The organism is Kitasatospora sp. NEAU-CNBT7 (assembly GCF_057220535.1).
On sequence record NZ_JBXQQB010000005.1, the window covers coordinates 173,900 to 185,627 of the forward strand.

Sequence of the window (11,728 nt, forward strand, 5' to 3'; positions counted from 1 at the left end):
GTTCGGAGCCCGTGATGACCAGCACCGCCAGCACCACCAGCACCACCAACGCCGCCGGCACCGGCGCCGCCACCACCCGTGCCCTGCGCCGGCTGGCCGCCGTCGAGACCCGGCTGTTCCTGCGCGACCCCGCCACCGCGTTCTTCGGCCTCGCCTTCCCGGTGCTGCTGATGGGCGTACTCGGCTCGATCCCCGCCCTGCGCGAACGCTCCGCCGACCTGCACGGCATGAGCACCCTCCAGCTGTACGCGCCGATCATGGCGGTGTTCAGCGTGCTGACCCTGGCCATGAACGGCCTGCCGCCGGTGCTGGCCGGCTACCGCGAACGCGGGGTGCTGCGCCGGCTGTCGGCGAGCCCGGTCCGTCCGGTGCTGGTGCTCGGCGCGCTGCTCCCCCTCTACCTGGCGGTCTCGGTGGTCTCGCTGCTGCTGGTGGGAGCGGCCGGCCTGGCCTTCGGGGTACCGCTGCCGCGGCAGCTGCCCGGCTTCCTGCTGGCCTTCGCCCTCACCGCGGCGGCACTGTTCGCGCTCGGGCTGCTGGTCGCGGCCGTGGCGCCGTCCGCGAAGGCGGGCAACGCGATCGGGGCGATGCTGTTCTTCCCGCTGATGTTCTTCTCCGGCATCTGGATCCCCCGCGCGTTCACCCCCGGGCTGCTCAGCCGGATCGGCGACTTCACCCCGAGCGGCGCCGCCGTCCAGGCCCTCCAGGACACCTGGAACGGACACCTTCCGCAGGGCGTGCACCTGGTCACACTGGCGGTGTTCGCGCTCGTCGCGGGCGCCGGCGCTGCGAAGCTGTTCCGGTGGGAGTGATCACTGCGCCGGCCGGGCCGGACCCGACCACGGCCGACCCCGCGGGGGAGGCCGTGCTCGGCATGTGGCAGCGCCGCCTCGACCGGGCGCTCACACCGCTCGCGTACGTCGCACTGCTGGTCTCGCTGGCGCTGGCGCTGATCGTGCCGGTGCCTACCGCCCGCCCGGCGGCGGTGACCCTGGCGGCCGCCGGCGCCGCCGCCCTGTGGCTGCTGGTCCGGGCGGCACTCGACCGGCTGCCGCCGGGCCGCCGCCGCGGCTGGCACGGGCCCGCGCACTTCACCGTACTGATCGCGCTGACCGTGCTGCTGGTGCTCTGCAACCCCTACTTCGGCTTCTTCGCCTTCTCCGGCTATCTGCACGCCGTGCACCACCTGCCGGCCGGCCGGGCCCGGATCGCGGGCGTCATGGTCGCCGCCCTGCCCGGCTCGCTGGCCCAGGTCGGCGGTGTACTCCCCGGCACCTGGCGGGAGTTCGGCAGTCTGCTGGCGGTGCTGTCGTTCAACCTGGTGGTGGCCGGGGTGATCGTCGCGCTGAACGGCGTGACCGACCGCCTCAGCCTGAGCCGCAAGGCCGCCAACGCCGAACTCGCCGACGCCAACCGGCGGCTGACCGCCCTGCTGGCCGAGAACGCCGGCCTGCAGGCCCAACTGCTCACCCAGGCGCGGGAAGCCGGCATCACCGAGGAACGCCAGCGGCTGGCCCGCGAACTCCACGACACCGTCGCCCAGGGACTGGCCGGCATCGTCACCCAGCTGCAGGCCGCCGACGGCGCCCGCGAACAGGGCGCCGACCCCGCACGGGTCGGCCACCACCTGGACAGCGCCGCCCGGCTCGCCCGGGAGAGCCTCGACCAGGCCCGGCGGGCCGTCCACGCCCTGCGCCCGCAGGAGTTGGAGCGGGCCGGGCTGCCGGAGGCGCTCGCCGAGGCCGTCGACCGGTGGCGGCGCCGCAACACCCCGTCCGTGGCGCTGACCGTCACCGGCGACCCCCGCCCGCTGCACCCGCAGGTCGAGGTGACGCTGCTGCGCGCCACCCAGGAGTCGCTGGCCAACGTGGCCAGGCACGCGGACGCCACCCGGGTCGGGGTCACCCTCTCGTACCTGCCCGGCCAGATCACCCTGGACGTGCGCGACGACGGCCGCGGCCTCGATCCGGCCCGCGCCGCCGCGTCCCGCGCCGAGGGCGGCGGATTCGGGCTCACCGCGATGCGGCGGCGCGCCCAGGACCTCGGCGGACATGTCGAGTTGGAGACGGAACCCGGTCTCGGCACCACCGTGTCGGTGACCGTACCGGAGCCCGGCAGGGGGAACGGATGACAGGGATGCCGATCGACGCGGACCGGCCGGTCAGGCTGCTCATCGTGGACGACCACCCTGTGGTCAGGGACGGCCTGCGCGGCATGTTCGCCGCCGCGCCCGGCTTCGAGGTGGCCGGCGAGGCCGCGGACGGCGCCGAGGCGCTGGTGCTGGCCGAGGCGCTGCGCCCGGACGTGGTGCTGATGGACCTGCGGATGCCCCGGATGGACGGCGTCACGGCGATCCGCGCGATGGCCGAGCGGGGCGTGACCGCCCGGGTCCTGGTGCTCACCACCTACGACACCGACGGTGACGTGCTGCCCGCGGTGCGGGCCGGGGCGACCGGGTACCTGCTCAAGGACGCGGCCCGGGAGGAGCTGTTCCACGCCGTCCGGTCGGCGGCGCGCGGCGCCTCGGTGATCTCCCCGACGGTGGCCGCCAAGCTGCTCGGCCAGGTCCGCGCACCCGCGCCCGAGGTGCTCAGCGCCCGGGAGCTGGAGGTGCTGCAGCTGGTCGCGGCCGGCGCGACCAACCGGGACGCGGCCGCCCGGCTGTTCATCAGCGAGGCCACCGTCAAGACCCACCTGCTGCACGTCTACGCCAAGTTGGAGGTCAAGGACCGGGCCTCGGCGGTGGCGGCCGGCTACGAGCTGGGGCTGCTGGTGCCCGGCGGCGGCCGGCCCCGCTGACCGGGCCACCGCCCACCGGGCCGCAATTCATTGGCCCACGAACGGGCCGGGTGCGAGGATCGCCCCATGGAGCGAGACTTCGAGGATCTGGTGGCCGAGGCCGCAGCGGTGTCCGTGGCCGGCTGGGACTTCTCCTGGCTGGACGGCCGGGCCACCGAGCAGCGCCCGTCCTGGGGCTACCAGCGGCTGATGGGCGAGCGGATGGCCCTGGCCGCGGCCGCACTCGACATCCAGACCGGCGGCGGCGAGGTGCTGGCGGGCGTGCCGAAGCTGCCCCCGGCCACGGTGGCCACCGAGTCCTGGCCGCCGAACGTCGCCAAGGCCACCGCCCTGCTGCACCCGCTCGGCGCGGTGGTCGTCGCCGACCCGGACGAGCCGCCGCTGCCGTTCGCCGACGCCGCCTTCGACCTGGTGGTGAGCCGGCACCCGGTGACGGTGTGGTGGCAGGAGATCGCCCGGGTGCTCCGGCCGGGCGGCTGCTACCTGTCCCAACAGGTCGGCCCGGCCAGCGTGTTCGAGCTGGTGGAGTTCTTCCTCGGCCCGCAGCCGGTCGAGGTGCGCCGCGGCCGGCACCCCGACGACGCCAGGGCGGCGGCCGAGGCGGCCGGGCTGGAGGTGGTGGACCTGCGGTTCGAGTCGCTGCGCACGGAGTTCCACGACATCGGCGCGGTGGTGTACTTCCTGCGGAAGGTGATCTGGATGGTGCCGGGCTTCACCGTGGAGCGGTACCGCGGGCGGCTGCGGGAGCTGGACGCGCGGATCCGGGCCGAGGGGCCGTTCCTCGCCCACACCACCCGGTTCCTGATCGAGGCCCGCAAGCCCCACTGACCACTCGGCCCGGCCTCCTTCCCGACACCCGCCTCCTTAGGTTAGGTTCACCTAAGAAACGAGGAGGACGGATGCCCCACGCCGAGAACCAGCCGACCCGCGTCGCCGACCGGCCCGCACCCCGGCGCACCGCGCCCACCGCCGCCGAACGCGCCCGCACGATCCTGCAGTTCGCCTCCTCGGTGGTGGCCGACGTCCCCGGGATCGACCTGGTGAACCGGCCCGGCATCCCCCCGCTGGTCAGCTGCGCGGCACTGCCCGACGGCGCGCTCGCCGTCCTGGTGGAGACCCCCTCCCCGCTGCACCGGGTGGTGGCGCTCTCCCGCGAGGAGGAGGTCCCGGCCGAACTGGAGGCCGTCGACGTGGCCCCGGTCGCCGTCCCGCAGCGGATCCGCGCCCGGGCGCACGCCCACGGCCGGCTGACCCTGCTGCCCGCCGGCGGGCCCGACCGGATCGAGCAGCTCTTCCCGCACCGCAGTCCCGAGGGCCACGCGCTGCTGCGCTTCGAGCTCGACCACCTGGCGGTCGAGGACCTGTGGGGCGCCGACTGCTGCATCGACCTCGGCGCCTTCGCGGTCGCCGCGCCCGACCCGATCGCGGGCGACGAGGCCTCCCTGCTCCAGCACCTGGCCGCCGCCCACCCGGACCAGCTGGCCCTGCTCGGCGCCCGCGCGCTGGCCCAGCGGACCGCCCGGCACGCCTGGCACGGCCCGGTCGGCGCGCTCCGCGAGGTCGCACCGGTCGCCCTCGACCGCTTCGGGCTGCGGGTCCGGCTGATCGGCGATCCGCAGGGCGCCCTGGAGGACACCGGAGCGTCCGGCCAACTCCTCGACGCCCGCTTCGAGTTCGAGCGCCCGGTCACCGTGCCCGACGAGCTGCCGGAGGCGATGCACCGGCTGTTCGCCGGCCTGCAGCACTGAGCCGCGGCGGCTCGCCGACGGTGGCGGACGGGCGCGGCCGGACGGGCCCGGGCGGCCGACGGGCGGCCGGCAGGGTCAGCCGAGCGGGCTGATCACCGAGAAGAGGCCGCCCTCCGGGTCGCTCAGCCGGGCCACCCGGCCGTACGGGGTGTCCACCGGGTCCCCGGCCACCTTGCCCCCGAGCTCGACCGCCTGACGGACCGCCTCCTCGGTGTCCCGCACCGCGAAGAACACCTCCCAGTGCGGGCCCAGCCCCTCCTCCGCCCCGCGCAGCGCGGCCACGCTGCGGCCCTCCACCCGCAGCACCACCCGCTCGTGCTCGTAGCGGACCTCGAAGTGCGCCGGGTCCCGGCCGTCCCAGCGGAACACCTCGCCGTAGAAGAGCGCCGCCGCGAACGGGTCGGCGGTGCGCAGCTCGATCCAGGACGGTGTGCCGGGCTCCGCCATCCACGTCTCGTCGGCCGTCTCGCCCTCCCAGATCCCGAAGGCCGCACCGGCGGAGTCCGAGGCCAGCACGATCCGGCCGGCGTCGAAGGCCAGCGGGCCGACCGCGACCGTGCCGCCGCGTTCGCGGACGCCGTCGGCGGACTGGTCGGCGCTCTCGGTGCCGAAGATGATCGTCCAGGCCACCGGCACGTCCCAGTCACCGCCGATCACGCCGAGGCCGGCCACCTCGACGCCGTCGACCACGGCCCGCAGGTAGCGGCCCCAGCGGTCCGGGCCCGGCTCGAAGGTCCAGCCGAGCAGCGGCCCGTAGAACGCCTGCGCCAGGTCGAGGTCCCTGGCGGTCAGGCTGACCCAGCACGGCGCACCCGGTACGCAGCGCACCCTGACCGTCTTCCCGCCCGTCGGATCACCCATTGGCCAGCCGCTCCTTCCGGTTCCGCGGCCCGTGCGACCGCCCGCACCGGATCGGCGTCGCCGGACCGGCCCCAGCGGGTTCAGCCTAGGCCGTGTCCGACAGTTCGCGTCGGATCAGCGCGCGGCACCGGGCGGGCCGACGGGGGTGAGGGTGGTGATGGGCGCCGGGATCACGGGGTAGGGATCCGGCTATGGACACCTCATACGTCATCCTGGGCGCGAGCCTGGCCGGGGCCAAGGCCGCCGAAGCACTGCGCGAGGAGGGCTTCGACGGCCCCGTGGTGCTGGTCGGCGACGAACCGGAGCGCCCGTACGAGCGGCCGCCGCTGTCCAAGGGCTATCTGCAGGGCGGCACCGAGCGGGAGAAGATCTTCGTCCATCCGGCCGAGTGGTACGCCGAGCACGGGGTGGATCTGCGGCTCGGCACCGCCGCCACCGCGATCGACCCGGCCGCCCGTACCGTGACGCTGGCCGACGGCAGCCGGCTCGGCTGGTCGAAGCTGCTGCTCGCCACCGGTTCCTCGCCGCGCCGGATCCCGGTGCCCGGCGGGGACCGCCCCGAGGTGGTGTACCTGCGGCGGGTCGGCGACAGCGACCGGCTGCGCGCGGCGCTGCGGCCGGGTGCCCGGATCGCGATCGTCGGGGCCGGCTGGATCGGGCTGGAGGCCGCCGCCGCGGCCCGGGCGGCCGGGGCCGAGGTGACCGTGCTGGAGGTGGCGGAGCTGCCGCTGCTGCGGGTGCTCGGCCGGGAGGTCGCCCAGGTCTTCGCCGACCTGCACCGGGCGCACGGCGTGGACCTGCGGTTCGGAGTCCGGGTCGCCGAGCTGTCCGCGGAGGGTGTCCGGCTGGACGACGGCACGCTCGTCCCGGCGGACACCGTGGTGGTGGGGGTCGGGATCAGTCCGAACACCGCGCTGGCCGAGGCGGCCGGCCTGGAGGTCGACAACGGCGTGCGCACCGACCGGCACCTGCGCACCTCGCACCCCGACGTGTTCGCCGCGGGCGACGTCGCCAACGCCTTCCACCCGCTGTACGGCCGCCCGATCCGGGTCGAGCACTGGGCCAACGCGCTCAACCAGCCGAAGGTGGCGGCGGCCTCGATGCTCGGCCGGGAGGCGGTGTACGACCGGGTGCCGTACTTCTTCACCGACCAGTACGACCTCGGGATGGAGTACACCGGGCTGGCCGAGCCGGGCGGCTACGACCGGGTGGTGTTCCGCGGCGACGTGGCGGCCCGGGAGTTCGTCGCGTTCTGGCTGTCCGGCGGCCGGGTGGTCGCGGGGATGAACGTCAACGTCTGGGACGTCACCGACCCGATCCGCGACCTGGTGCGGTCCGGCCGCGAGGTCGCCGTGGACCGGCTGACCGACCCGGCCGTCCCGCTGGCGGAGCTGGCCGGCCCCGCCTGACGGCCCGTCCGCCACCCGTCCGCCGTCCTTCGCCGCCCCTTCGCCACCCGTTCGGGCCCGGACTGTCGGTGCCGTGCCCTAGGGTCGGAGCGGCCCTGGGGTGCAGGGCCCGGCCGTCGAGGGGGGCGCGGATGGGTGCGGGACTGCTACCGCCGGCGGGGCCGGCCAGACGGCTGGCCGCCGCGCAGCTGACCAATGCGCTGGGCGACGGCGCGTTCCTGGTCTGCTCGGCGCTGTACTTCAGCCGGGTGGTGGGGCTGACGGCGCCGCAGATCGGGTTCGGGCTCACCCTGGGCTGGGCGGTCGGCGCCTTCGCCGGGGTGCCGCTCGGCCACGTCGCCGACCGGCGCGGGCCGCGCGGGGTGGCGGCGCTGCTCGCGGTCGCCACGGCGGGCTCGGTCGGGCTGTTCCTCACCGCCCGCGGGTACGCCGTGTTCCTGGCCGCGGCGGTGCTGTACGCCTGCGCGCAGAGCGGGCTGGCCGCGGCCCGCCAGGCGCTGCTGGCCGGGCTGGTGCCGCCCGCCCGGCGGACCGAGGTGCGGGCCCATCTGCAGTCGACGGTCAACGCCGGGCTCGCGGTCGGCGCGGCGCTCGGCGGGGTGGCGCTGCGCTTCGACACCCCGGCCGGGTACCTGGCGGTGCTGGGCGTCGACGCGGTGAGCTTCCTGGTGTCCGCCGTGCTGCTGGCCCGACTGCCGGCCGTCGCCCCGGCCCCGGCGGCCGCCGCCGGCGAGCCGCGGCTGGCCGTCCTGCGGGACCGCCCGTACGCACTGGTGTCGCTGGTCAACGCGGTGCTGCTGCTCTACATGCCGCTGCTGTCGCTGATCCTGCCGCTGTGGATCGCGGGCCGGACGGCGGCGCCGGGGTGGACGGCAGCGGCGCTGCTGATGCTCAACACCCTGAGCGTGGTGCTGTTCCAGGTCCGGGTGGCCCGGCGGGTGGACGGCCCGGCCACCGCGGTCCGGTACGTCCGGTACGCGGGGCTGGCGCTGGCGGCGGGCTGCGGCGGGTTCGCGCTGTCGGCCTCCGACGGCGGGGCGTGGGCGGCGGCCGGGGTGCTGCTGGCCTCGACCGGCCTGCAGGTGGTGGGCGAGATGCTGCTCGCCTCGGGTGCCTGGGAGATCGGCTTCGGGCTGGCGCCGGCCGACCGGCAGGGCCAGTACCAGGGCTTCTTCGGCTCCGGCGTGGCGGTGGCGAGGACGATCGGGCCGCTGCTGCTGACCACGCTGGTGCTGGGCTGGGGTCCGCCGGGCTGGCTGGTGCTGGGCGCGGTGTTCGCGCTGGCGGGCACCGCGATGGGGCCGGCGGTCCGCCGGGCGGAGCGGGCCCGGGCCCACGGCCGTCCCGTCGCGGGCGCGGCGGCCGCGGGCGGCCCGGCGGCGGTCACATCAGCGGGTAGTCCGGGACCCGCACCGTCGACTTGATCTCGTCGTGGGCCTTGGTCAGCAGTTGCATGGCGAGGTCGTTGAGCGCCCTGGCGCCGGCCACCTCCTCGCCGACCCGCAGCTGCGGGCTGTCCGAGCGGTGGCGGGTGCTGTAGCCGTGGGCGCGGACCTCGGTGCCGTCCGCCAGCCGGACCATCGCGGCGGCCTTGGTCCGGTCGCCGTCCTCCTCGAACTCCATCTCGATGTGCCATCCGACCAGGGTTCTCACGTCGGCCACCTCCTGGGTCGTGGACCTGCGCGCCCGCCCTGGGACCGGCCCGGCGCGTTCGGTCGCCCTCCCTCTCAGTGTGCGCCCGTCCGGGTGGCCCGCGCCGCGCGGAGCGCGCCGGCGCGGACCGTGGCCCCGGTGGTCAGAAGTTCATCGGCTGGAAGAAGGTGGTCGAGCCGTTGGCCGGGCCGCCGCTGATCAGGCCGAGGCCCGTGCCGCCGTGGTAGACCGGGCCGCCGGAGTCGCCCTCACCGCCGCTCTGGCTGCTCCGGACCAGGCCCCTGACCAGGCCGTCCGGGTAGTTGACGGTGACGTTGAGGGCGGTGACGGTGCCGCACTGGGTCCCGGTGGTGGAGCCACGGCCGCAGACCGGCTCGCCCAGGGTGGCCTTGCCGAAGGCGGTGATCTCCTCCTCGTCGCCGACCACGTCGTCGGGCAGGGTCCAGCCCGCGACCGGCGTGATCACGGCCCAGTCCGAGCCGGGGAAGCGCCAGTTGCCGGCGGACACCGAACCGATCTTGTTGCCCTTGGCGTCGTACCAGGTCTTGGCCGCGTCGGCGCAGTGCCCGGCGGTGGTCGTGGTGCCGGCCCGGTAGTTGTTGAAGCCGTTGGTGCACTGGTAGACGGTGCCGGAGGTGCCGCTGTAGATCACGCTGCCGCCGTGCAGGGTGCCGGGCGTCCGGGCGATGGAGTCGTCGGGTGCGGTCACCAGGGCGATCCGGCGGACCACCGGGGTGTCCAGTTCGGTCAGCGTGGTCAGCGCGCTCTGGCCGGCGACCGCGGTCGCGGCGCCGACGAACCCCTCGGTGCGCTCGTCGTCCGCGCCGCGCAGCACCGCCACCCCGAGCCGGCAGGCCTGCGGGTCGACGTACCAGTACTGCGCCTGCCCGGCCTGCCCGGCGGCCGCCCTGGCGTCGAGCTCGGCCATCAGGCCGTCCAGCCGGCGCAGCGAGGCCGGGCCGCACTGCGGCTCCTCCACCGGGACGGCGGCCACCGCCGGTACCGCCGCCGCACCGAACGCCAGCACCACCGCGGGCAGCAGCGCGCCCAGGACCTTACGTGCCATCAAAGGCTCCCCTTCGTCTGCCGTCCCGCGGCACGGGGAGTCGTGCGCGATCGACGGCTCTGCCCGGCCACCGTAAGGAGACGGACCGTCAGGAGCCCGTTCGAACGGCCGGTGGATCACCTGTTCGGCTCAGGCCGGGCACCGGCCGGCCCGGTCCGATAAGCGGGTGCGCCGCGGACCGGCGCTCGGCTAGCCTCCCCGCCATGACCTGGCTTCCCGCTGACTTCGTCCATCCGCTCCGGGTACCGGTGCCCGGCGGCTTCCACCTGCGGCCGATCGCGGGGAGCGACACCGAGCTCGACCACCCCGCCGTGATGGGTTCGCGCGAGCGGCTGTGGTCGATCTACGGCGAGGCCTGGGGCTGGCCCGCGGCCACCCTGACCTTCGAGGCGGACCTGGCCGACCTGGAGCGGCACGCCCGCGAGATGGAGACCCACCAATCCTTCAACTACGCGCTGTTCGACGACGCGAACACCGCGCTGCTGGGCTGCGTCTACATCGACCCGCCGGAGCGGACCGGCGCCGACGCCGAGATCTCCTGGTGGGTGGTGGACGACCGGGTCGGCAGCGAGCTGGAGCGGGCCCTGGACGCCCTGGTGCCGCGCTGGATCGCCGAGGACTGGCCGTTCACCCGGCCGCGGCTGATCGGGCACGACCTGACCTGGCAGGAGTGGCTGGCGCTGCCGCAGGCCCGCTGAGCCCGGCGGGGCGCACCACGGCCGGGCACCCGTCGGGGTGCCCGGCCGTGGCGCGCCGTGCGGTCCGCGGCGTCACGCCCTGGGCAGCGGCACCGAGACCAGCAGCTGCCGCCCGTCCAGCGTCCGCACCTCGAAGTGGTCGATCTCGGAGGGCTGCAGCGCCGCGCCGCCCGAGGTCTGCAGCGCGCTGTCGGCGCCGTAGCCGGTCGGCGGGACGGACCAGCTGGTGACGGTCTGCCGCTCGCCGCCGCGCGAGACCGCGATCAGGTCGCACTGCTTGGGACCGGGCACGTTGGACAGCGCGAGGCTGACCTGGCTGCCCCACTTCTTCTGGCTGACGCCGACCGTGGCGGACACCCCGGTGGTGGGGTCGGTCGCGCTGAACTGCTGGACCGCGACGGCCGCGGGCCTGTCCTGCTGGGTCACCGCGAAGGTCACGGCCGGGCCGCCGACCACCAGCACGGCCGCCGCGGCGACCAGGACCAGGCGCCGGGTACGGCTGCGCCGCCGGGCCGCCGAGACCTCGTCCACCAGTCGGCCGAGCAGCTGGTCGCCCGGGCCTTCCAGGACCGGGCCGGCGTCCACCAGTTCGGCCAGCAGCGGCTCCAGGCCGCCGAGTTCGTCGATCTCCGCCGCGCAGCGCGGGCAGCCGGCCAGGTGCGCCTCGAACCGCAGCCGGTCCGCGGGGTCGAGGACACCGAGGACGTACGCGCCGACGTCGAGGTGCTCATCCTGATGCGACGTCACGGTGTCACTCCTCGCTCCTCCAGCGCGATCTTCAGCGCACGCAGGGCGTAGAAGATCCGGGACCGCACTGTGCCTGCCGGGATGCCGAGTTCGGCGGCCGCCTCATTGACCGTACAGCCCTTCAGATAGGTGGCGACGATGACCTCGCGATGCGCGTGGCTGAGGTCGTCGAGCGCGTCGGAGATGGTCATCAGTCGCAGCGCCTTTTCGAGTTCGTCCTCGGCGGGCAGCAGTTCGAGCGGTGACGGGTCGACCTCGCGCGGCCGGGCCAGACTGCTGCGATGACCGTCGATCACGATCCGGCGGGCCACCGTCACCAGCCAGGGCCGCACCGAGCCGTGGTCGACGTCCAGGCGGTGGATGTTGCGCCAGGCCCTGACCAGGGTCTCCTGCACGACGTCCTCCGCCCGCTGCCGATCGCCCGCGACCAGCCGCAGCACGAAGCCGAACAGCGGGCCGGCGTGGTCGCGGTAGAGCGTCCGCATCAGCTCCTCGTCCGGCCCCGGGCCCGTCGGCGGTCCGCCGCCGGACAGGGGTCCGGCGGCGCGGGGAAGGTCGGTCACGGTGCCATCCTTGCGCACCCGTTGCCTCCAGGTCGAGACGGGTCGGCTTTTATCGGCTTTTTCCCGTCGGTCGGTGCGGGCCACGGCCTCAAGTCACGGGCCGTTCCTGTCGATACCAGTAGCGGGTGCGGGGGGGGGGGCCGCGCCGCACCCAACCCCAAACAGGGGGGCAATCGGAAAGTGG

General features: G+C 75.3%; 13 protein-coding genes. 8 read left to right on the top strand and 5 right to left on the bottom strand.

The features are described 5' to 3' along the window. The first annotated feature begins 14 nt into the window (after window positions 1-14). From AC2TEW_RS09100 to AC2TEW_RS09120, 5 genes are all read left to right on the top strand, one after another. A complete protein-coding gene (locus AC2TEW_RS09100) occupies window positions 15-812 on the top strand; it encodes an ABC transporter permease (RefSeq protein ID WP_484622834.1) in 798 nt (265 codons plus the stop codon). Continuing rightward, window positions 803-2,131: a sensor histidine kinase gene (locus AC2TEW_RS09105; RefSeq protein ID WP_484622835.1), complete on the top strand. Its 1,329-nt coding sequence runs from the start codon at window positions 803-805 to the stop codon at window positions 2,129-2,131. Before AC2TEW_RS09100 ends, AC2TEW_RS09105 begins: the two co-directional genes overlap by 10 nt. Continuing rightward, window positions 2,128-2,799 (top strand): response regulator, encoded by a 672-nt coding sequence (locus tag AC2TEW_RS09110; protein WP_484622836.1) that lies wholly within the window; start codon window positions 2,128-2,130, stop codon window positions 2,797-2,799. Before AC2TEW_RS09105 ends, AC2TEW_RS09110 begins: the two co-directional genes overlap by 4 nt. 66 nt (window positions 2,800-2,865) lie before the next feature. Continuing rightward, on the top strand, window positions 2,866-3,627 hold the full coding sequence (locus AC2TEW_RS09115; protein WP_484622837.1) for a class I SAM-dependent methyltransferase: 762 nt from the start codon (window positions 2,866-2,868) through the stop codon (window positions 3,625-3,627). 71 nt (window positions 3,628-3,698) lie between these two features. After that, the gene (locus tag AC2TEW_RS09120) at window positions 3,699-4,547 is read left to right on the top strand and encodes a DUF2470 domain-containing protein (protein WP_484622838.1); all 849 of its coding nucleotides are present in this window, start codon (window positions 3,699-3,701) and stop codon (window positions 4,545-4,547) included. Between the two features lie 75 nt (window positions 4,548-4,622). Here AC2TEW_RS09120 and AC2TEW_RS09125 read toward each other — a convergent pair whose 3' ends face one another. Beyond that, complete coding sequence (locus tag AC2TEW_RS09125) at window positions 4,623-5,408, bottom strand: VOC family protein (protein WP_484622839.1); 786 nt, start codon at window positions 5,406-5,408, stop codon at window positions 4,623-4,625. A gap of 191 nt (window positions 5,409-5,599) precedes the next feature. Between AC2TEW_RS09125 and AC2TEW_RS09130 the strand changes: the two genes are divergently transcribed. Together AC2TEW_RS09130 and AC2TEW_RS09135 are read left to right on the top strand one after the other, a co-directional pair. Further along, window positions 5,600-6,817 carry an NAD(P)/FAD-dependent oxidoreductase gene (locus AC2TEW_RS09130; RefSeq protein ID WP_484622840.1) on the top strand — a complete coding sequence of 406 codons (1,218 nt, stop codon included), beginning with the start codon at window positions 5,600-5,602 and terminating at the stop codon, window positions 6,815-6,817. A 131-nt stretch (window positions 6,818-6,948) separates the two neighbouring features. Then, the gene (locus tag AC2TEW_RS09135; RefSeq protein WP_484622841.1) at window positions 6,949-8,241 is read left to right on the top strand and encodes an MFS transporter; all 1,293 of its coding nucleotides are present in this window, start codon (window positions 6,949-6,951) and stop codon (window positions 8,239-8,241) included. Here AC2TEW_RS09135 and AC2TEW_RS09140 read toward each other — a convergent pair. After that, window positions 8,201-8,440 carry a DUF1876 domain-containing protein gene (locus AC2TEW_RS09140; RefSeq protein WP_484623011.1) on the bottom strand — a complete coding sequence of 80 codons (240 nt, stop codon included), beginning with the start codon at window positions 8,438-8,440 and terminating at the stop codon, window positions 8,201-8,203. The two genes, AC2TEW_RS09135 and AC2TEW_RS09140, sit on opposite strands and share 41 nt — an antisense overlap. A gap of 172 nt (window positions 8,441-8,612) precedes the next feature. Next, window positions 8,613-9,536, bottom strand: a complete 924-nt coding sequence (locus AC2TEW_RS09145; RefSeq protein ID WP_484622842.1) for a S1 family peptidase — start codon at window positions 9,534-9,536, stop codon at window positions 8,613-8,615. A 203-nt stretch (window positions 9,537-9,739) separates the two neighbouring features. Here AC2TEW_RS09145 and AC2TEW_RS09150 point away from each other — a divergent pair, with 203 nt between their 5' ends. Next, window positions 9,740-10,234, top strand: a complete 495-nt coding sequence (locus AC2TEW_RS09150; RefSeq protein WP_484622843.1) for a GNAT family N-acetyltransferase — start codon at window positions 9,740-9,742, stop codon at window positions 10,232-10,234. Between the two features lie 72 nt (window positions 10,235-10,306). On the opposite strand, the gene AC2TEW_RS09155 is transcribed toward AC2TEW_RS09150, so the two are convergent. Further along, entirely contained in the window at window positions 10,307-10,981 is a 675-nt protein-coding gene (locus tag AC2TEW_RS09155) for a zf-HC2 domain-containing protein (RefSeq protein ID WP_484622844.1), read from the bottom strand. Then, on the bottom strand, window positions 10,978-11,466 hold the full coding sequence (locus AC2TEW_RS09160; protein ID WP_149038623.1) for a sigma-70 family RNA polymerase sigma factor: 489 nt from the start codon (window positions 11,464-11,466) through the stop codon (window positions 10,978-10,980). The genes AC2TEW_RS09155 and AC2TEW_RS09160 overlap by 4 nt, the downstream gene beginning before the upstream one ends. Window positions 11,467-11,728: the final 262 nt, after the last annotated feature.

Excerpts from the sequence above, each read along its gene's own strand:
- AC2TEW_RS09140 (WP_484623011.1), bottom strand. The coding sequence starts at position 8,440 with ATGGAGTTCGAGGAGGACGGCGACCGGACCAAGGCCGCCGCGATGGTC.
- AC2TEW_RS09160 (WP_149038623.1), bottom strand. The coding sequence starts at position 11,466 with ATGCGGACGCTCTACCGCGACCACGCCGGCCCGCTGTTCGGCTTCGTG.
- AC2TEW_RS09120 (WP_484622838.1), top strand. The coding sequence starts at position 3,699 with ATGCCCCACGCCGAGAACCAGCCGACCCGCGTCGCCGACCGGCCCGCA.
- AC2TEW_RS09150 (WP_484622843.1), top strand. The coding sequence starts at position 9,740 with ATGACCTGGCTTCCCGCTGACTTCGTCCATCCGCTCCGGGTACCGGTG.
- AC2TEW_RS09130 (WP_484622840.1), top strand. The coding sequence starts at position 5,600 with ATGGACACCTCATACGTCATCCTGGGCGCGAGCCTGGCCGGGGCCAAG.
- AC2TEW_RS09115 (WP_484622837.1), top strand. The coding sequence starts at position 2,866 with ATGGAGCGAGACTTCGAGGATCTGGTGGCCGAGGCCGCAGCGGTGTCC.
- AC2TEW_RS09145 (WP_484622842.1), bottom strand. The coding sequence starts at position 9,536 with ATGGCACGTAAGGTCCTGGGCGCGCTGCTGCCCGCGGTGGTGCTGGCG.
- AC2TEW_RS09110 (WP_484622836.1), top strand. The coding sequence starts at position 2,128 with ATGACAGGGATGCCGATCGACGCGGACCGGCCGGTCAGGCTGCTCATC.
- AC2TEW_RS09100 (WP_484622834.1), top strand. The coding sequence starts at position 15 with ATGACCAGCACCGCCAGCACCACCAGCACCACCAACGCCGCCGGCACC.
- AC2TEW_RS09135 (WP_484622841.1), top strand. The coding sequence starts at position 6,949 with ATGGGTGCGGGACTGCTACCGCCGGCGGGGCCGGCCAGACGGCTGGCC.
- AC2TEW_RS09125 (WP_484622839.1), bottom strand. The coding sequence starts at position 5,408 with ATGGGTGATCCGACGGGCGGGAAGACGGTCAGGGTGCGCTGCGTACCG.